The organism is Piscirickettsia litoralis, from assembly GCF_001720395.1.
GTDB lineage: Bacteria > Pseudomonadota > Gammaproteobacteria > Piscirickettsiales > Piscirickettsiaceae > Piscirickettsia > Piscirickettsia litoralis.
Map to the genome: position 1 here is coordinate 189511 of NZ_MDTU01000001.1, position 19618 is coordinate 209128.

A 19618-nucleotide genomic window follows, 5' to 3' on the forward strand; every position below is an offset into this window, starting at 1 on the left:
AAAATATGAATAATAAAAATGATTTATACATGAGTATATTTTTTTATAAATTAATTTCACGCTGTATATAGTAAAGTTATAGTCTAGTTTAAGGAAAAATAAGTTGACTAAATTAGGAACATTTCGCTTCATGAAGCATGCCTTGGCGTAAGCTTTCGCTATAACTTTATATCCCTTCTAAGTTCATCAAGGCTAATATTTTTCATAAAATAAGGTCTGGATGTATTCTATAGGCAGTGATTGGTGAACTGAATGTCAAAATTGACACATGCCAATAAAATGTTATTTTCCCCTTAGCGTAGAGTGCGTTAGTAACGGCGCCAAGAAAGCGAGCGTATAAGGAAAGCTCAGAATAAAACCAAATTTCAGGCTGTCTTATAAGCTCACCTTCAGAATCGTTATGGCCCTCACAAGACCAAAACAGTGTAAATATGTTAAGAGCTGTCATCTCATACACTAAGGGCATGATACCGTGTTCAATGGGTAAAGATTTATCGACGGATAGTCTCATTGGTGCGTATTTGCATTTATGACTACAGCCACATAAGCACGTTTTTGATGACGAACAAGAGCACTTTAAAGTGCATCCTTGGCAAACCCTAGATTGTAAAGGCTGATCAATGAGCTTAATTAATTGATCTATATCATCTTTTGTCAGCTTTTTTCGAGTAGGTGATACCTCAGGGCGTATGAGTTTCATAGTAATTAAGTTTTTAACTGTCTATCTAACTAAACTATAGGCAATCGTGGTTTTTTTGCTTTTGCTTACTCTTAAATGTATTATTTTGCTTGTCTAAAACTTACTTAAACCTTCGTTACTCTCCTGGTTCTTACTATATAAGAAAACATATTTTTTTTATATGGTTGGAGTGTTGACTATTAATTAAGGTGAAGTTTAGACAATATGTTAGCAATAGAGAATATTATTCAGCAAATAGAGTGTCGCTTAGAAACATTAGGACAGTGTTCAGTATTTAATATTTTGCAAGAGAGGCGACATCTACAACTAGATGCAAAACAGAGATCGTTTTTAGAAAAATTAAAAATTCAACAAAACCAATCAGAGACTTTTCTGATTCAAGTGGCTATGCTTATTCATTTGATTGAGATAGGTAAGATTGACCTTCTAGAATTCCAAGACATAGACGAGCCAACTGTGGCAAGAGTTTTAGCTAGAGCGAATATTCAGGGTAACTCTAAAAGTGAGTTAAATGATTTGCTCACTGTTTTAATTACAGAGGGAAGGATTACAGTAGACGAAGCGCTGGCTTTTAAGCGGCTTCCAGAGTTAGAGAAGCAATATATTCAGGCAATACTGGAAGAGTTGAATAAAAATATTGCTCAATTTGGAGATGAGAATAGTCCAAACTTACAACGAAGTTTAATCAACCACAAAAATCAGGTGGTTTCTTCACTAGTGAAATCCAGTGTTGATTATTCTGCCGATGTTACGGTATCTGAAATGACAACATCTCGACCTTGCCAAGCGCTTAAAGACTTCACTGAATTTACTGAGGGTGGTCCAGTAAAGATGACCAGGGAGAAAGTTAACAAGTTTAAAAATCAATTGGTTGAAACGGACTCATGGTGGAAAACTGGGTTAGCCGTTGTTGCAACTGTTGGATTGGTTGCTTTAGCAGTGGCAACGGGTATTGGCATTATTGGGCTAGCTGCTCTTGATGGCTCTTCTGCTCATCATCAACCCCTTCCAATTCCAACCCCAGGCTCGCTAGATGCATTCTTGTTTTTTGATGATGCAGGCAGAGGCTCATCTGGAAAAAGTGAAATAGATTTGAGCAGGGAAGAGGCTATCAGCGCTGTTGAATGCGAAGTGTTTTGATTTTTTTCTATGAGGGGTAGGTTAGTTCATTTCAAAATATTGCTAATGAACTACTAATTGAAGGTGAGCTAGATCTAGCAACCCGTTGAAGAAGAGCTGCAATTAATCAAAAAAATTCGTGAGAACATGAAGAATAAATTAATGTTAATTACCGACGAAATTTTGCTGAGGGAGTAATCGTCATCGTAGAGTGTAATTTTATGCTGAATATCGCTGTTGGATTGATTGCATGCTATTTGCATAGGCATAGAGGCAGTCTTTAAATGATTGAATTATATCGAACTCGCGTGGTTTTAGGAAAAAGTTTAAAGGCAGAGCTTAATGTTTTTGTTGAAGGATGCAAGGAAATATGGGTGCCGTTTAATATAGAGATTTGAAACATATAACCCCATGGGCTTGTGGATGACTTTAATTTCTTGAATCTGGTCTGATATGTTGAGGTCTTTTAAATCGTTTTGAATAGCTATGTTACTACCAAAGATGGCATCAACCTTTCCAGACCTTAAGCTATTTACTAAATTACCTATTTGCGCTGGAGGGAAAGAGGAAGTTTTATAACCATTTTTTTCTAGCCATCGCTGGGAGTTTGATTTCCTCCAACTTGAGACTTTGAGTGTTTTTGATTCCAAATCATTTTTTTGATATATTTCTAGATGTTAAAGTAAACCAACTCCAATATTGGTCAACAAAAGGGTGTGTGAGTGTTGCATATTTATCTCTAGCGTCATTATGGCTAGCGGCAAAAAAACCATCAGCATGACCTATTTTTACATAGTGTTGTGCTCTTGACCATGAGGCGATATTAATATTATATGCTTGACTCATTCGCTTAAATGCGCATTTTAGGGCCTTTATAGCTGGTCCAACTAATTTATTGTTATGTGAATAATGAAATGGAGGTCTATTGTCCATAACCAGTTTGATTGACTGATTGGTAGCATGGCTTATGTTAAAAATCATTAAACCTGCTATTGATGTAGTAAGTAGATATTTATTCAAATCATCCACCAAATAAAAACGCTTATATAATAATTAGTTTAGCGTAATAAGTTTATTGAGCGCTACTGAGTTAGTGATGGAGTTAAGCTCAGAGCAAAGGTGGTAAATTCCCACTTATGCCAACACTAAAAGGTCTACATGGTAGAGTGGTTATGGGACTCAAACTGAAAATAATATTTTCTGTGAAGTTATCAGTAATAATCTTCTCAGTCAGTTACAGGAGTATTCCAGTGTATTGTGAGAAATCGTGGTAAGGAAGAGGAATGTTCACTGATATTGCTTGAACTACAGCTACTTTAGCCGAGTGGGTTCTCAGGGAGCCAAATGCGAATACGTAGGCCGCTTTTACCGTCGAGGCGACTATCTGCGCTGATGGTACCGTTATGTAAATGGACAATGAGTTGAACGATTGAGAGGCCCAAGCCGCTGCCTTCTGCCTTGTTGCCCACCTGACGGTAAAAACGATCGAAAATGCGACGGCGCAACTCGGGAGGAACGCCGGGACCACTGTCGATGACTTCGATTTGCACACCGCCCTTTTGAGGGTCGGGGCTTAGGTTGATCTCTACTTCACCCTGGTCAGGAGTGTAGCGAATGGCATTATCGATGAGATTGCGGATTAAAATATTGAGCATAGCACTTTGAGTTTCGATGAACAGTGGCTTTTTAGGGGCATTTAAGCTTAGCTCTATATTTTTTGCCAATGCCATCGGAACCAGGTCAACAAGCAACTCTTGACTAAATGAAGAAATATTCACAGGTCCTTCAGGTAAAAGTTTATCTTGAGGCTCTAGACGGCTGAGGACTAAAAGCTGTTCGATGACGCGAGTAGCACGGTCAACACTTTTAGTGACTTTACTTAGAGCGTCAAGGGCATTTTTGTTTTCTGCACTGCGACTGGCAATTTGGCTGTGGGTGCGGATGGCGGCGAGCGGTGTACGAAGCTCATGTGCTGCATCGGCTGTGAAGCGCTTTTCACGCTCGAAGGCACCTTGGAGGCGTGAAAACAGTGAATTTAATTCTTCAACAATCGGACGTATTTCTTCAGGGGCTTGGCGTAGTTCAATGGGGTCTTCGAGGTTGTCATGGCCGCGTTTAGCGAGCAGGGTGCGGATGCGGTTAAGGGGTCTAAAGCCCCAATCGAGTAATACCCAAATTAATAAAGCAAGTAGTGGGCAGAAAAATAATAAGGGGTAAAGGCTTTTTAAGACTTGCCCGGCACTAAAGCGTGTGGCGATATCGGCGCGAATGGCAGTAATGAAGCGCAAGCCTTGGCGATAATCGGGTAAGGTAAAAGTGCGCCAGGCCGATTGGTTAATTTGGGTATCTTGACTGCCAAAACTAACTGTTGCTAAAGGTTCGCTTGGCGCATTTGCAGACTTTAATAGTAAAGTGCCCTGGTTATTCCAAACTTGAAAGACAAGTTGATTGGAGTTTAGGCGCTTGAGTTCATCAGCTTCGACTTTAGTAAAATGGTTGGCAGGAGAAACAGTGTGTTTGCTATAAGGTGTATTCAGTGTTGCCTGTAATTCAGCAAGGCGTTGTTTATAAATCTGATTGGCAAGAATCACACGGAGAATCTGAGCGGCTTGAGCGAGGGAAGTGTCGAAAACACCCTTAGCATTGGCACGAACCTGAACATAAGTCCAGGTCCCCATAATAATACTGATAAACGTGGTTGCGATCAGCAGACTAATCAGGAGAAAGTGACGGACTGAGTTTCGAAATAACCATGTTTTCAGTCGCAGCGGCATCAGGTCTTTTCTACCATATAACCGATGCCGCGAATGGTGCGGATTAAGTTGTTACCAAATTTTTTGCGTAAATTGTGAATATGGACTTCTAAGGCATTACTGTCGATCTCATTGCTCCAGCCATACAGCGATTGCATGAGCTGATCACGGGATAATACTCGACCGGTGTTTTCTAGTAATTTAGTTAATAGAACAAACTCGCGGCGTGATAAGCTCACAGGCTCACCTTCGAGACTGACGGTATGAGCGGCTGGATTGATCTCGATATTGCCATAGCTAATCGTTGGTTCAGCGCGACCTGATGCACGGCGCTCTAGAGCACGCAAGCGTGCGCAAAGCTCATCTAAGTCATAGGGTTTGCTCATGTAGTCATCGGCACCGGCGTCAAGACCTTTTATGCGGTCTTCGATTTGGTCAAGTGCTGTTAAAATGAGGACAGATGTTTGATTGCCTTTAGTTCGCATATCTTTGAGTACAGAAATACCATCTTTTAATGGCAAACCTAAGTCTAAAATGACAAGATCAAAGGTTTCTGTATCTAAAGCACGTGTTGCTGCGACACCATCTTTAACCCAATCAACGGTATAACCTCCTTGGGTCAAGCCAATTTGGGTCGCATCACCGAGTAATTCATCATCTTCCACAAGTAAAATACGCACACGAATCTCCTAATCATACTCTAGGGTTTCACATAGAGTAGTGTGTTTGTTTTAAGTGAATATTAACACTTTATCATTTGATCTTACTGGTTTATTGCTTAAGCGCAAGCCTAATTCATTGCTAATGAACTGTTATGACATGCAATTTTTGTTCTGAAATAAAATAAACCTAAATAAATTATTATAATACAATGGATTGCTATTATTTTTGCTTTTGATTTGGATATGTTTAAGCTAATAGAGTGATGATATAACCTGAAGCATCCTCGCTGAGAGCAACGATGATAAAAAAACAAATAAAGAGAAAAATATAGCTTCTCAACGCACTTTAATACTTCAATATTAAATACACTGTACCTGTTATATCGGACCAATATCCTAAACCCTGAGTCCAAAGCTCAGAGTTTAGATTTTGGGGTTTAGGCTGATGTTGTTTTAGAGGGTGGCCTCATGTTGAGTGCCGGCGTTAACGCGTGTGAGTAAAAAGAAGAAAGCACCAGCAATAACAGCGACTAAAATGAAGAAATCGCCTTCAGCCATATGGCCTCCATTATTGGGTGCTAACCAGCAAAGCACTGTTAATGCATAGAAGTAAACGAACAGTAAGCCACATTTCTTAACTGCACAACCTGCGCTTTTGAGTGAAGAAGACTGTAAGGCAATAAAGATCACTTGAAACACTGTAATCAAGGCGACAAGTTCAAAGACAATAGGGAAGTGGCCGATGACAAAAAGATAGCTGAAGATGACAAATAGCAAGGCTGAAATAACTCGTCCACCGATGACTTTAAAGTTAAACTCTTCAGGCTTAACGGTCTTTCTAAAGACAACTAGGGCTAAAGGGACGGTCATAAACGCTAGAATATGAAAGAGGCTAAGTATTTGTGCCAAACTCGCCCAGCTTCTAAAACTGAATAAAAAGACAATAGCGAGAGCAATATTAAAGATGAGTGAGCGCCTGGAGACACCGTATTGTGGGTGAACATGGTCAAAGAACCTTGGTACTTGTCTTTCTCGAGACATCGCCGTTAGCATTCGTGTGGATGAACCAGTATAGGCTAAGGCGGTGCCAAGTGGAGATATCATTGCATCAACATACAAGACCAGCATGATCATATGTAGGCCTAATAGCCCGGCAAGTTGGACCATCGGCGCTTGGAAGTCAAGGTGATGCCAACCCTTTTTGAGCATATCAGGTGGAAGTGCGCCAATAAAAGAAACTTGCAGTAATAAGTAAATAATTAAGCAGATAACGATAGAAAGAACCAGTGAGAGAGGGATATTACGCTTTGGGTTTTTAATCTCGCTGGAAAAAGAAATAATCGACTGGAAACCATTAAAGGCAACGATGATTCCGGTAGTAATGATGGTTGTAAAGACTGAGCTCCAGCCATAAGGTAGGTAAGTATGCTCCACCGCATCGAAGTTACTGGCATGAAAACTGACAGAAATCGCAATGATTGCGGTGATTAAAGGAACGAAAATTTTAAATACAGCAATGGCGTTATTGGCTTTGGTCAGTGAACGAACTCCCCAGTAGTTAATCAGGCAGTAAATTACGATTAAAAACAGCGAAAACGTTAAGCCGAGTGGTGTGAGTGAAGAATGTGACCAAAGATAGGGACTGATACTAGGAAATAAGCTAATTAAATACTGAATTGTTGCGTCAGCCTCCATTGGAATAACAGCAACAATACCCAACCAGTTGGCAATGGCAAAGGGAAAACCAAAGTATTTATTGTGTGAAATGGTTGAAATAACCGCAGTGAGTCCACGCCGCGGATAAAGCGAAGCAATTTCTGCAAAGCAAAGCGCAAGCAAAAGAACAAGCCCCGCCCCGACTATCCAAGAAAGTAATGACGCACCTCCAGCAGCCTGTGCCGCACGGTAGGGCGCAAAAAGCCAGCCACTACCGATAATGGCTGAGATGCCGATGAAAGTGGCAGGGATAAGCCCAATTTTGTGCTTATTAAGTTTTATCATAGTGTATTAACCAGTTTGATTGATTTGGAAGCCTATCGAGACCTTAAAGTAAGGCTGAATATTATTACGATATTTTATTATAACGAGAAGTTTTCAGCGAAGGAATATTGACTTTTTATAAATCGTTATGAGAGTGCTACTTTTTGCGTGTTATAACACCTTGTTATTTAGTTGTTTAGTAAAATGTTGAGAGTGAGTGAAGCCTTACTTCTGCTTGGAGAAGGTGTTACTATCTTGGCAACACTTGAAGATGATAAGGATTAGATTAATGCCGCAGTACGATTCACCTGATCTCTCACGTTTTCCAAATGCACTAATTAAAAACGAAGCGGAATACCAGCGTCTTTGTCAATGGGCGAAAGACGATTATGAGGGCTTTTGGGCGCACCAGGCCAAAGCACTTATTAATTGGCGAACTCCCTTTAAAACGACATTAGATGAAAAAGATGCGCCCAGCTATCGCTGGTTTACAGAGGGGACATTGAATGTTTCTGAACAGTGTTTAGATCGCCATTTAGATAAACGTAAGAATAAAATTGCTCTATTATTTGAAGGGGAACGAGGTGATCGACAGGCGATTAGTTATTTAGAGCTTTATTATCGAGTGTGCCAAACCGCCAATATGCTCAAAGAAGAGTTTCAGCTTGAAAAAGGTGACCGTGTGGTTTTATACATGCCGATGATTCCAGAAGCTATTGTCATTATGCTCGCTTGCGCGCGCTTGGGCGTGATTCATTCGATTGTGTTTGGTGGATTTTCTGCTGAAGCTTTGCATGAGCGTATTGTCGATGCAAAAGCAAAACTTGTGGTTACTGCCGATGGTGGTTTTCGTCATGGTCAGCCTTATTTATTAAAACCAACAGTGGATCAGGCACTCGCTAAAGGCTGTTCTTCTGTGGAAGCAACACTAGTCGTTCGTCGTAATCATCAAGATGTTAAATATCAACCCGGCCGTGATTTTATTTATGATTTAATTGTTAATGAGTATGAAACCTCATGTCCGGCGGCTGAGCTTTCTAGTGAAGATCCTTTGTTTTTACTCTATACCTCAGGGAGTACGGGAAAACCTAAAGGCGTACAGCACTCCCAAGCGGGGTATATTTTATGGGCGCAAATGACCTTAAAATGGGTTTTTGACGTGCAAGAGACCGATACTTTTTGGTGTACGGCAGATATCGGCTGGATTACTGGACACACTTATACGGTCTATGGACCTTTGGCATTGGGTGCGACGACCTTAATCTATGAAGGTGTACCGATGTTTCCAGATGCCGGACGTTTTTGGCAGATTATCGAACGTTATAAAGTCAATCAGTTTTATACGGCGCCAACAGCGATTCGTTTATTGCACAAAGAAGGGGCAGACTTACCCGAGCAGCATGATTTATCTTCTTTACGTGTACTAGGCACTGTGGGTGAGCCGATTAATCCAGAGGCTTGGCAATGGTACTACGAGCATGTGGGAAATTCACAATGCGCTATCGTTGATACGTGGTGGCAGACGGAAACTGGTGGCAATATGGTTGCACCATTACCCGCTTGGGGAGGGGCGAAGCCAGGGTGTGCAATGCGACCTTTACCTGGAATTTGTGCGGAGATTCTAACACCTGAAGGTGAAAAAGCGAAGGCGGATCAGAAGGGGTTATTGTGCGTGACTCGCCCTTGGCCGAGCATGTTAAGAACCATTTGGGGGGATCATGACCGCTTTGTTAACAGTTATTTCTCTGATGTGAGCTACCAGGGTAAAGCGGTTTATTTCAGTGGTGATGGCGCACTGTATGATCAAGACGGTCATATTTGGGTGACCGGACGTGTGGATGATGTGATTAATGTCAGCGGTCATCGTTTAGGCACTGCAGAAATTGAGTCAGCCGTTGCTAAGCATGATGATGTTGCAGAAGTCGCAGTGGTCAGTTGTCATCACGATATCAAAGGTGAGGCGATTGTTGCCTTTGTTGTGCTACGTGATTCTTCTTATGATGATATTGAATTGAAAAAATCAATTAATACAGTTGTTAGAGCTGAAATCGGTGCGATTGCCTCAGTAGAAAAATTTTTTATGTGGTCAACGCCCTACCAAAAATCACGTAGTGGTAAAATCGTTCGGCGCCTATTGCGCTCGATTGTTCGTAAAGAAGAGTTGACTCAAGATATTTCAACCCTAGAGAACCCGGCAATTATTACTGACTTAGAAAGTGCAGTGAGTATGACAAAAACTTGACGGCGAGGTTAAACCTCGCTATCTTCAGCACAGAATTAGGGGTGCCGTAAGGCTGAGAAATACCCTTTGAACCTGATTTGGCTTATACCAACGTAGGAAAATTCATGCTGTATTACATGTTTTCGCTTTTTTTATCCTTATTAGTAGATAGCTGTTCTCTGTTTGCTTCTTTTATGTTCTTTGCCCTTATTTCTAAGGTTTACGCTATTAATTTTAAGCATGATTTAAATCGCGCTGTTAGGACTGTTGTATGAAAACAGTTGCAATCATCGGTGCCGGTTTGATGGGGCGTGTTTTAGCTCTAGATGCCTTAGCCAAGGGATTTAATGTGAGTTTATTTGACCGTGATGATCCATCCGGTCAAAAAAGTTGTGCTTATACTGCCGCAGGGATGATTGCTCCTATTGCTGAGGTGGAACATGATGATGCCATTATTTATTCTTGGGGTATTCAATCTCTTGCACGTTGGCCTAACATTCTTGAAACGCTGGGTCATGATAAAGTATGGTTTCAGCAGCAGGGCAGTTTAATCGTTGCCTTTGCCCAAGACTATAGTGAAATTGCTCATTTAAGAGAAACATTAGCGACCAAGCTAAAAGGTGATAGGCCAGAGTTTGAGTTTATCCGTCAAGATGCGATTGCGCTATTAGAACCTGAATTAAATCCAAAACTAAGCACTGGACTGTTTTTCCCTGATGAGGGGCAGGTGAGTAGCGATGATTTTTTAAAAGCATCGACTGAATATTTACAAGATAAAGTGAATTGGCAGGCGAATACCGAGGTTATTGACTTTGGTGAGCATTGGCTAAAAACAGCTCAATCAGACTCGAGTTCTGAATATGATTGGGTGATTGATAGCCGTGGTTTACAGGCAAAAGACCATTTTTCTGATTTGCATGGGGTGCGTGGTGAGGTCATTCATCTTCATGCACCGACTGTTAGGTTAAGTCGGCCGGTGCGTTTAATTCATCCGCGTTATAGCATTTATGTCGTACCCAGAGCAAATCATCATTATGTGATTGGGGCGAGTTCTATTGAAGCTGAAGATTTCTCACCCCCTTCAGTGCAATCTACTTTAGAGTTATTATCGGCAGCTTATGGCTTGCATCGTGGTTTTGCTGAGGCGCGCATCTTAGAAACACGGGTTAATTGCCGGCCGACATTACCGGATCATTTACCAAAGGTTATTTATAAGTCAGGCTTAATCCATATTAATGGCTTGTATAGACATGGTTATTTATTAGTCCCTTATTTATCCCAGAAAGTTATTAGTTATATAGAAAATAAATAAACAAATAAAGTAGGTACGGAAGAGTGATGATGATTGATATCAAACGCAATGGCCAAATTGAAACGATTAAAGAAAATACCGTATTAAAGCAGGCCTTAGAGCAATGGGACTATCAAGGTGCAAGTTTTGCTGTTGCGATTAATTGTATCTTTGTTCCGCGCTGTGACTTTGAGAGTACTTATTTAAAGGAAGGTGATGATGTCGAGATTGTCACGCCGATGCAAGGGGGATAATTTAATATGCTCTCTTTATATGATTCTACTTATAATAATCGCTTGATTTTAGGCACGTCGCTTTACCCAACTCTTGAGACGATGAAAGCGTCTATCATCGCTTCAGGAGCGGAGCTGGTGACAGTGTCTTTGCGCCGCCAAATGAATGGGGATGAGAATAATTATTTTTGGCAAATTATTAATGAATTAAATTGTGATGTACTACCGAATACTGCAGGTTGTTATACGGCTAAAGAGGCGATTGTGACAGCTCAGATGGCCCGAGAAGTCTTTAATACCAATAAAATAAAATTAGAAGTCATTGGTAATAGTTATAATTTACAGCCTGACCCTTTTGAATTACTCGAAGCTACACGCATTTTGGTGAATGAAGGCTTTGATGTGCTGCCATATTGCACGGATGATATTATTTTATGTGAGCGCTTGCTTGAAGCAGGTTGCAAAGTGCTTATGCCTTGGGCTGCACCCATTGGTACCGGCAAAGGTTTATTAAATCCTTATCAATTTCGGTTATTACGTGAGCGTTTTAAACATATTCCAATCGTGATTGATGCGGGGCTTGGAGAGCCTGCACATGCCTGTGAAGTGATGGGCTTGGGGGCCGATGCGGTGATGTTAAATACCGCTGTGGCCAAAGCGCAAGATCCGGTAAAAATGGCGCGGGCTTTCTCTACTGCGATTGAAGGAGGGCGTTTAGGCTATGAAGCGGGGAAAATGTTAGAGCGTGATTTAGCGGCTCCAAGCACACCGACAGTCGGCACACCTTTTTGGCATGAAAATGACCAGGTTGCGGCGCAGCAAAAGCTTGAGCCTATAGCAAATAAAAATACGGTAAATACTATAGATACTATCAATGGCAATGGTTTGGGTGATTTTAAAAAAATTAATAAAGAGCGCTTAATCTTTTACCCCATTGTTGACCGTAGCTGTTGGATTCCTCGTTTGGCCAAAGCGGGCTGCAAGAGTGTGCAGCTGCGCATTAAAGATTTACAAGGTAAAGAACTAAAAGAAGAGATAAAGGCAGCCATTCTATTCGCTAGAGAATACCATATAGATTTATATATTAATGATCATTGGCAGCTTGCGATAGAGTTAGGTGCGTTTGGTGTGCACTTGGGCCAAGAGGATTTAGAAACGGCGGACTTAAATGCGATTTACCAGGCAAACTTAGCCTTCGGAGTAAGTACGCATGATAAAAATGAATTGGCTCGAATCACCAATTTAAATGCATCTTATGTTGCATTTGGGCCTATTTTCGAGACACAAAGTAAAAAGCTTGCGTTTTCACCACAAGGGCTGGAGCGTTTAGCCTATTGGCGTAAGCTGGTGCGGCGACCACTCGTTGCGATTGGCGGAATTGATTTAAATAACATTGCTGATGTGTATAAAACAAAAGTCGATGGAGTTGCTGCAATTTCTCTTGTAACGAACGCAGAAAATCCAGAGCAAGTCATTGCTGAAGTGTTTTCAATTCAAAAGGGTGTCATTAATGACAATTAGATGAATATGTATTTGGGCGCATACCTGATTTAGTCTTTCGCTAAGTGAGGGAGGATCATCTATATATTGTATAACGGATGGTCTTGTTGGTAGAAAAACTATGTTGCGAGTTACGCTGCTTTGTCTGTTTTTAATAGTATTTACTATTGCCAAATCCAGTGCGAACCCGCAAATTGATGTAATCGCACTGAAAGTGGGCCAGCAGATCGGAAAAAAAATAAGAGAGGAATGCCACTCGCTTTCTACAGATCAAGTTGCGGATGATTTACCGAGCCAAACAGACAAAGAGCGAGCATGGAAAATTTATAGCAATAGTTATGAGCACTGTATGACTGAGGCATTACAAATTATGAAAAAGGATTTGTCAACAATTGATGTCCAGGTAATGAAGAGTAATGGTTAATATTCACATGTCGTGACTGTCGACTAGGCTGATATTTTCATTGCATTGCAGCGCGGATTGTTTTAAATCTGCTATTACCATGAATTTGTAGTTTTTTCTGGTTTATCATGATTTTTTCAGTACAATGAGGTGAGATGTGCTGAAGGAAGGCAGATTATGGATATCCAAGAACACAGTGGTCCAGAACGAGTAATTGATAAAATTCGTAATGAATCAGCGAAGAAGATTTGTTTGATTGGGCAAACCTATTCGTCGATTAAAAAGCATATGATTGAAGGCCCTAGCGGCTTACTGGCCGAAGCAGATCGACGTGATATTAAATATACCTATAATCGATTTTCTGGTGAAGTCCGCTTTCATGACTTTAATGCGGTTTGCAAGTGTATTCCAATGTGGCCGGTAACAACCATTAATCACCCCTATCGCTTTAAAAATCGTCGCTTTGATTTCATCTGGTGTGATCGTGTTAAAATTGACGATAAGCATGATCATGAATTTAAAAAATACCTCATGCTTTCTGTACAAAACGAGAAGCGTATACTGTACAGCACATAAAGGGTAACAATCTTGGCAAACTATTTTGCAGCCTTGGGTAGTTTCAGGATGATTCGCTTTATGTAGTTTCCCGAATTATGTAGTTTCCCGAAGCGAGTTGATTTTTCCAGAAGATAAGTGTTTATGCCAGGTGTTTTCAACAAGTTGGCTAAGCAGTTCAGAAAATTCTATACCGAATGCTTTTGCACCATCTGGATAAAGGCTAGTTGGAGTCATGCCAGGCATCGTATTAATCTCCAGAATAAAGGGTGAGTTATTTTCGTCAATGAGAAAATCAATGCGAGAGAGGTCTTGGCAGCCTAAAGATTGATGGGCCATACAGGCGAACTGAGTGAGTTGTTTGCTAAGTTGCTGAGAAATCGGGGCGGGAATTAAATGTTCGCTTAACCCTGGGGTGTAACGGTGTTCATAATCATACCAGCTATTTTCAGGGGTTTTGATTTCTATTACTGGGAATGCTTGTAAGGCGGGTTGAATATCTAAAATGCCTATAGTCAGCTCACGGCCTTTGATTTGTCGTTCGACTAAGACTGCACCATATTGTTTTATGCTTGATTCTAGTGTTTTTTTGAGCGAATTTAACCCCGAGACAAATTCAACACCTAGCCCTGAACCTTGGTCACAAGGTTTAACGACAAGCTCTTCGCCGAGAATTTCTAGTGCATGATAACAACTGACATCAAGAGAGTGGTGTGGCGTACATAATAAGCCAGGAATGGTTGGAATGCCGGCATTTTCAAAGAATTTCTTAGAGACAAATTTATTCATGGCATAAGAGGAGGCTTGGACGTGACTACCAACATAAGGCTGACCAATAATTTCTAAAAAACCTTGCAAGGTACCATCTTCACCCACTGGACCATGTAAGACTGGGAAAACTAGATCAATATTGTTTTTTTCAAGTTCTCTGTAAATTTTTGAGTTAAGTTCGAATGTTTTTGTATTGGGATAAGCTATTTTTAAGGCGTTAGCGACTTCGGTACCCGAGGAGCGAGAAACATCCGCTTCGATAGAAGAACCGCCATAGATAACTGCGATAGTTAGTGAAGTTGTTTTTTTCGTCATATGACCGATCACTTATTATTAGTTTTTAATAATATATATAATACTCTAGCATAGTTACCGCTGGGCTAAATGTTTTTAAACTCATGTAACTAGGCTAGGTGTGACTAAATTTTATCAAGACGAAGTTGGTGGTTGGGCGTTATATGCTGGCAGGCTCTAATCTATTGATTTTTTTTGATTTTTGAACAAATTGCTCGCCGGTTGCATAAAAGAAGAAGGCAAATGATAGGACCACAACAGCCCAGTTGAATTGAGCTATAAGCATTAATAGCCATAAATAAACAATAAAAGAGAAACTCCTGAGGTTAAAGCGTTTGCCATTTTTCAATTGAATGCCTGCATAAACGACCATCATTATACTGATTGCAAGGTTACTGAGGATGAAGTCTTTCATGTTGAGTGTGCTGAGTAATAAGGCAAGCATAACGAAAACAACCGCATAGAAAATCCGTTTTTTCTTATCGAGCACGCCTAAGGCGAGAGGTGCGCCAATATAACCTAAGACGTTAAATGCGGTTGTGAGCACCATAAGAGCGGCCCAGCTGGAGCTATTAAATAAAATAATGGCAGAGATAATAAAGTTAATGACGAGTGAGCGCTTACTGAGGTTATGTTTTGGGCAAAGTTTAGCGATCCACCGTGGCATTTGACGTTGTTCAGCCATCGCATAAAGCATTCTTGAACAGGCACCAAGGTAGGTCATGCCTGTAATTGAAGGACTGACAATAGAGTCTGCAATCAGCGCAATGACGACGAAATTAAGGCCCAATAGCATTGTTAGATTAACGAGCGGGCTATTGAAGTTTAAGTGTGACCAACCTTTAGCAGCGATTTCCCCAGGAATGGCTCCCATAAAGGCGAGTTGTAAGAACATATAAATGCCAAGGGTGAATAAAATTGAGATGACGATCGCCAGAGGCACATTACGTTTGGGGTTTTTGATTTCACTGGCAAAAGCGGCAACGACTTGAAAACCGTTAAACGCATAAATAAGCCCCGCACCGATTAGGGCTGTTTTAACGGTACCAAATGTGTATTTATTAGTATCGATTGCAAAGTTGGTTGTATCGAAGTGTGCGACAAGCAATATGATAATCGTCAGAACAGGGATAGAGACTTTAAAGACGGTTGATATATTATTAACTTTGGCGAGCAGCTTAATGCCGAAATAGTTAATCATAAAGTAGACTAAGAGAATGATAAGAGCAGTTAGTTTACCTGCAATTGTTAAAGATCCATGCTCGTAGAGTGTAATAAACTTGATAAAAGGGTTGAGGTACTGTGTCGTCGCTTGTGCCTCGGTTGGAATCATCGCGAGTAAGCCAAACCAAATTGCAAAGGCAAAAATCATACCGAAATCTTTACCATGACTAACGGCTGTGCATTTTGCATTGATACCACGCTCTGGGAAGAGAGTACATAATCTAGAAAAACAAAGGCCGACAATAATGGCAATTGCCGCGGCGACAACCCAGGCGATAAATGCATAGTTCCCAGCAAGCTGAGCATTGAGTTGGGCTGAGAATAGCCAGCCTGAGCCAACCATCGAGGTGACGGCAATAACAATAACCGAAAACAATCCTATTTTATTCTGATTCATATAATCTCCTATGTATTCCATCGCTATGGGTTTGAGGAAAAAAAGTTCAAAATATCGAACGATTCTCACTATGTAACCATAAATGTGGTTGCTTTTGCAATAAGGAATTTAAGTGGACTTTTTAGTTTTTGCATTATTCCTGTTTTAAATTTAAATTGAGTGATTAAATAAATTTGTTTGTTGTTTTATAAGTTGTTTTTATAATTTTTTTAGATTTAAAATTGTGCGTTGCGTAAATTCATACTTAATTCTGGGGTGGTTTTTGAATTTTTTTCAAGAAGGTTAATCTATTGAACAAGTTAACTGTTTATCTTGTCTTAAATGGATTGTTATTTTATTTGATGGTGTATGTTAGTATAATCTGTCAGGTATTGTTATTTTGAGGTAATTTAAATAACTTTATGTTTTTAAAGAAAATAATGGCTACAGGCATCTTGTTGGCTATTACCTTGTTGCAAGCATGTTCTTTTACGCCGACAGAGAAGTCGCAGATCGTAAATAGCTTTACTTCACCTTTTGTTGAAGCCGGTCAGGTATTAATGGGGAACGCAGGCAGTCATACGGCTCAAACGATGAGTTAGTTCGTGATAAAAGCCTCTAATCATCTAAGTTTAGCTAGAAAAGAGGCTGTCGTTTTTATTTGTTGCTGGTTTATTACTGATTTTATGCCTGAGTTGCTTTATGAGGCGATTTGCTATTAATAGAAAAATTGCTTGGCAAATTAAATCCACGTGCTGCAATTAAACCACGCAGCTCATCGGGTCGATCGGTGATGATACCGTCAACCCCCCAGGAAATCATTTTTTCCATCATTTTGGCATCAAACGCTTTGCCTGTTGCAACAGGGTCACTCCAAACGACCACCTTTAGACCTAACTTGTGGGCTTGTTGGAGAGATTGTTGAGTCAATTCACGGTCTTCAGGGTCCCAAAGTTTGCCGCCTAGGGCGTGAATCATTTTTGGGATTGAATTATCATAATTTTTAAGCAAATAGCCGCCTGTCCATAAGCCAGCAATTTTTGGGTTATCGGACATCATTTGAGCACGACTGTCGTCCTCTGTCAGGTAGGCCGTTTTAATGTTTGGATTGATTTTTTGTAATGCGATCAGACACGGCCAATCGAAGGCTTGGACTTCGGTTCTATTCGTAATTTTTTCTTCTTTTAGAAGCTTGGCTAATGCGGTGGCAAACTGTTTTGGTGTCGCTGAGGCATTACGCTGTGCTGGGTCTGTTTTAATTTCGATTTGAAAGCCGACTTGGTCGCCTGCGATGGCTTTGACGTATTCAATGACATGCTTGAGTGTTGGAATTTGGGTGTGCGCGACTGGGTATTGCTCACTGAAAAGTTTGCTGTAGTTTGTACCAGGCTTGATGGCTCCAACATCATAACTCTGAACCTGTTTGAGTGTGAGCGTATTGATAAAAGGCGGCTTTTTCGCAGGAATCCATAGACCTTTGTGGTTACGAGTAATATTTGGGTTGAGGGTTAAGTCATGACTGACGACAAGCACACCGTCTTTGGTCATGGTGATGTCCATATCGACATAATTTACACCTAAGCGCAATGCAGTGTTGTAGGCTGGGATGGTATTTTCTGGTGAAAGGCCGCGTGCGCCTCGATGGCCATAAATTTCTAGTGCGTGTGTATTCAGTGCAAAGGAGGTGAGGGTTAGTGCTAGAAGCGTGCTTATCGATTTTTTTCATCAAATTGGCCTTATGTTTCCATGAGTTATCAAAAAACCACTCGTTATCGTTTGTAGTTATTGATAAGAGGAGCTTTCTAATTTTGGTCTAATTTGTAAATGGGTTGATTGTTTTTGTCAATATAAATTATCACATTTTGCTCATGAATTATGAAGATTTTTTTAGTATACAATGCAGTTAGGCATTAACTATTTGTTTTGATTTACTACAAAAGTAGTGATTTTTTCCATTGCTGCTGTATAATTTGGCCTTAATATCTAATGAATTGTTTTCATAGAATGATTGTTTAAGAGTGGTTTGAAACCATAACATTAGGAAAAATATGTTAAATATCTTTAAGCCCGCACGTCATCGTGCTTCCTTACCAGAAAATCAGGTCGATGATGCGTATAAGCGTTATCGCTTGCAAGTTTTCTTGGGAATCTTTATCGGTTATGCCGGTTATTATCTTGTTCGCAAGAATTTTTCTTTAGCCATTCCTTATCTACAAAAGCAAGGCTTTGATAAAGGGGACTTAGGGCTGGTTTTAGCGGCTGTTTCTATCGCCTATGGTTTGAGTAAGTTTGTTATGGGGACTGTTTCAGATCGAAGTAATCCTCGTATTTTTTTAACGGTAGGCTTGCTGCTTTCTGCCGTGATCAATATTTTCTTTGGTGCGACTTCTATAGCGATGTCTAGCATTCCACTGATGTTTTGCTTGATGTTTCTTAACGGTTGGTTTCAAGGGATGGGCTGGCCTGCCTGTGGTCGAACGATGGTGCATTGGTTTTCGGTGCATGAGCGTGGCACTAAAATGTCGGTGTGGAATGTCGCCCATAATGTTGGGGGTGGTTTGATTGGTCCTCTGGCAATTGCAGGGATGTCAATTTTTGCCGCTTGGCAGAGTCATTTTTTATTTTCCAGCCTTAATTGCTGTTGCGGTGGCGATTTTTGCATTTTTTGTCTTGCGTGACACACCACAATCGGTTGGTTTGCCACCGATTGAAGTGTATAAAAACGACTTTCCGGAAACTGATGAATGTAGTGATCGTGAACGTGAGCTGACAACCCGGGAGATTCTCTTTAAATATGTCTTTAATAACAAATTCTTATGGTATATCGCTTTCGCTAATGTTTTTGTTTACCTGGTTCGTTATGGCGTGATTGACTGGGCGCCGGCTTACTTAACAGAAGTGAAAGGCTTTGATCATAAAGAATCGAACTGGGCTTATTTTCTTTATGAGTATGCGGGCATACCTGGAACAATCGCTTGTGGCTGGCTAAGTGATAAGGTGTTTCGAGGTCAGCGCGCTCCGGCCGCTATCCTTTATATGCTCGGTGTGGTTGCGGCGGTGTTAGTTTATTGGCTCTCACCAGCCGGTCATCCGTGGGTGGACAGCCTGGCTCTTATCGCCATTGGTTTCTTGATTTATGGGCCCGTCATGTTGATTGGCGTACAAGCCTTAGACCTTGTACCGAAAAAAGCCGCAGGCACTGCAGCGGGCTTAACGGGCTTGTTTGGCTATTTAGGGGGCGCTGTCCTTGCAAATGCCTTAATGGGTTATGTTGTACAGTATTTAGGTTGGCATGGTGGTTTTGTTATGTTGGTTACCGCTTGTGCGTTATCGATTCTTTTCTTATCGTTAACCTGGACTTCTAAAATAACTGAAAAAATGTCGAGCGTTGCTTAGTCATTTTAATTAGTTTTAATTAATTTAATTTGAAAAAATTATTTTTATCATATCTTAAACGCCACTTGAATTTATAAAGTGGCGTTTATTTATCCAAAAAAATAGGCACAAAAATATTTAAAACTTAAGCGCCCCTTTAT

At 40.6% G+C, this 19618-nt stretch carries 17 protein-coding genes and 1 riboswitch; of the genes, 10 read left to right on the forward strand and 7 right to left on the reverse strand.

What is annotated here, in order from left to right:
- The first annotated feature begins 904 nt into the window (after nucleotides 1-904).
- Entirely contained in the window at nucleotides 905-1840 is a 936-nt protein-coding gene (locus BGC07_RS00885) for a hypothetical protein (RefSeq protein WP_069311600.1), read from the forward strand.
- Between the two features lie 630 nt (nucleotides 1841-2470).
- On the opposite strand, the gene BGC07_RS21375 is transcribed toward BGC07_RS00885, so the two are convergent.
- The 4 genes from BGC07_RS21375 to BGC07_RS00905 all read right to left on the reverse strand — a co-directional run bounded on the left by BGC07_RS21375 (nucleotide 2471) and on the right by BGC07_RS00905 (nucleotide 7235).
- Entirely contained in the window at nucleotides 2471-2848 is a 378-nt protein-coding gene (locus tag BGC07_RS21375; protein WP_235602811.1) for a hypothetical protein, read from the reverse strand.
- Nucleotides 2849-3135: 287 nt separating this feature from the next.
- The gene (locus tag BGC07_RS00895) at nucleotides 3136-4497 is read right to left on the reverse strand and encodes an ATP-binding protein (protein ID WP_069313764.1); all 1362 of its coding nucleotides are present in this window, start codon (nucleotides 4495-4497) and stop codon (nucleotides 3136-3138) included.
- 95 nt (nucleotides 4498-4592) lie between these two features.
- Nucleotides 4593-5252, reverse strand: coding sequence for a response regulator (locus BGC07_RS00900; RefSeq protein WP_069311601.1), 660 nt, complete (start codon nucleotides 5250-5252; stop codon nucleotides 4593-4595).
- Nucleotides 5253-5687: 435 nt separating this feature from the next.
- Nucleotides 5688-7235 (reverse strand): APC family permease, encoded by a 1548-nt coding sequence (locus BGC07_RS00905; RefSeq protein WP_069311602.1) that lies wholly within the window; start codon nucleotides 7233-7235, stop codon nucleotides 5688-5690.
- Nucleotides 7236-7503: 268 nt separating this feature from the next.
- Here BGC07_RS00905 and acs point away from each other — a divergent pair, with 268 nt between their 5' ends.
- From acs to BGC07_RS00935, 6 genes are all read left to right on the forward strand, one after another.
- The gene (acs, locus tag BGC07_RS00910; protein ID WP_069311603.1) at nucleotides 7504-9456 is read left to right on the forward strand and encodes an acetate--CoA ligase; all 1953 of its coding nucleotides are present in this window, start codon (nucleotides 7504-7506) and stop codon (nucleotides 9454-9456) included.
- Nucleotides 9457-9483: 27 nt separating this feature from the next.
- A riboswitch (TPP riboswitch) is annotated at nucleotides 9484-9572 on the forward strand.
- 134 nt (nucleotides 9573-9706) lie between these two features.
- Complete coding sequence (locus BGC07_RS00915) at nucleotides 9707-10747, forward strand: FAD-dependent oxidoreductase (RefSeq protein ID WP_069311604.1); 1041 nt, start codon at nucleotides 9707-9709, stop codon at nucleotides 10745-10747.
- Nucleotides 10748-10773: 26 nt separating this feature from the next.
- Nucleotides 10774-10980, forward strand: coding sequence for a sulfur carrier protein ThiS (thiS, locus tag BGC07_RS00920; RefSeq protein ID WP_069311605.1), 207 nt, complete (start codon nucleotides 10774-10776; stop codon nucleotides 10978-10980).
- Nucleotides 10981-10986: 6 nt separating this feature from the next.
- On the forward strand, nucleotides 10987-12480 hold the full coding sequence (thiE, locus tag BGC07_RS00925; RefSeq protein WP_069311606.1) for a thiamine phosphate synthase: 1494 nt from the start codon (nucleotides 10987-10989) through the stop codon (nucleotides 12478-12480).
- A 100-nt stretch (nucleotides 12481-12580) separates the two neighbouring features.
- On the forward strand, nucleotides 12581-12883 hold the full coding sequence (locus BGC07_RS00930) for a hypothetical protein (protein WP_069311607.1): 303 nt from the start codon (nucleotides 12581-12583) through the stop codon (nucleotides 12881-12883).
- Nucleotides 12884-13039: 156 nt separating this feature from the next.
- A complete protein-coding gene (locus tag BGC07_RS00935; protein ID WP_069311608.1) occupies nucleotides 13040-13438 on the forward strand; it encodes a hypothetical protein in 399 nt (132 codons plus the stop codon).
- Nucleotides 13439-13513: 75 nt separating this feature from the next.
- Here BGC07_RS00935 and BGC07_RS00940 read toward each other — a convergent pair whose 3' ends face one another.
- Both BGC07_RS00940 and BGC07_RS00945 read right to left on the reverse strand, forming a co-directional pair.
- Nucleotides 13514-14503 carry a D-alanine--D-alanine ligase family protein gene (locus tag BGC07_RS00940; protein ID WP_069311609.1) on the reverse strand — a complete coding sequence of 330 codons (990 nt, stop codon included), beginning with the start codon at nucleotides 14501-14503 and terminating at the stop codon, nucleotides 13514-13516.
- Between the two features lie 139 nt (nucleotides 14504-14642).
- Nucleotides 14643-16103: an APC family permease gene (locus BGC07_RS00945; protein WP_077216674.1), complete on the reverse strand. Its 1461-nt coding sequence runs from the start codon at nucleotides 16101-16103 to the stop codon at nucleotides 14643-14645.
- A 419-nt stretch (nucleotides 16104-16522) separates the two neighbouring features.
- Here BGC07_RS00945 and BGC07_RS20340 point away from each other — a divergent pair, with 419 nt between their 5' ends.
- On the forward strand, nucleotides 16523-16684 hold the full coding sequence (locus BGC07_RS20340; RefSeq protein WP_158006818.1) for a hypothetical protein: 162 nt from the start codon (nucleotides 16523-16525) through the stop codon (nucleotides 16682-16684).
- Between the two features lie 82 nt (nucleotides 16685-16766).
- Here the strand turns inward: BGC07_RS20340 and BGC07_RS00950 are convergent, their stop codons facing one another.
- Nucleotides 16767-17795 carry a glycerophosphodiester phosphodiesterase gene (locus BGC07_RS00950; RefSeq protein ID WP_069311610.1) on the reverse strand — a complete coding sequence of 343 codons (1029 nt, stop codon included), beginning with the start codon at nucleotides 17793-17795 and terminating at the stop codon, nucleotides 16767-16769.
- A 335-nt stretch (nucleotides 17796-18130) separates the two neighbouring features.
- Between BGC07_RS00950 and BGC07_RS22895 the strand changes: the two genes are divergently transcribed.
- Complete coding sequence (locus BGC07_RS22895) at nucleotides 18131-18760, forward strand: MFS transporter (RefSeq protein ID WP_268801583.1); 630 nt, start codon at nucleotides 18131-18133, stop codon at nucleotides 18758-18760.
- Entirely contained in the window at nucleotides 18678-19478 is an 801-nt protein-coding gene (locus BGC07_RS22900; protein WP_268801584.1) for an MFS transporter, read from the forward strand. The genes BGC07_RS22895 and BGC07_RS22900 overlap by 83 nt, the downstream gene beginning before the upstream one ends.
- The last annotated feature ends 140 nt before the right edge of the window (nucleotides 19479-19618 follow it).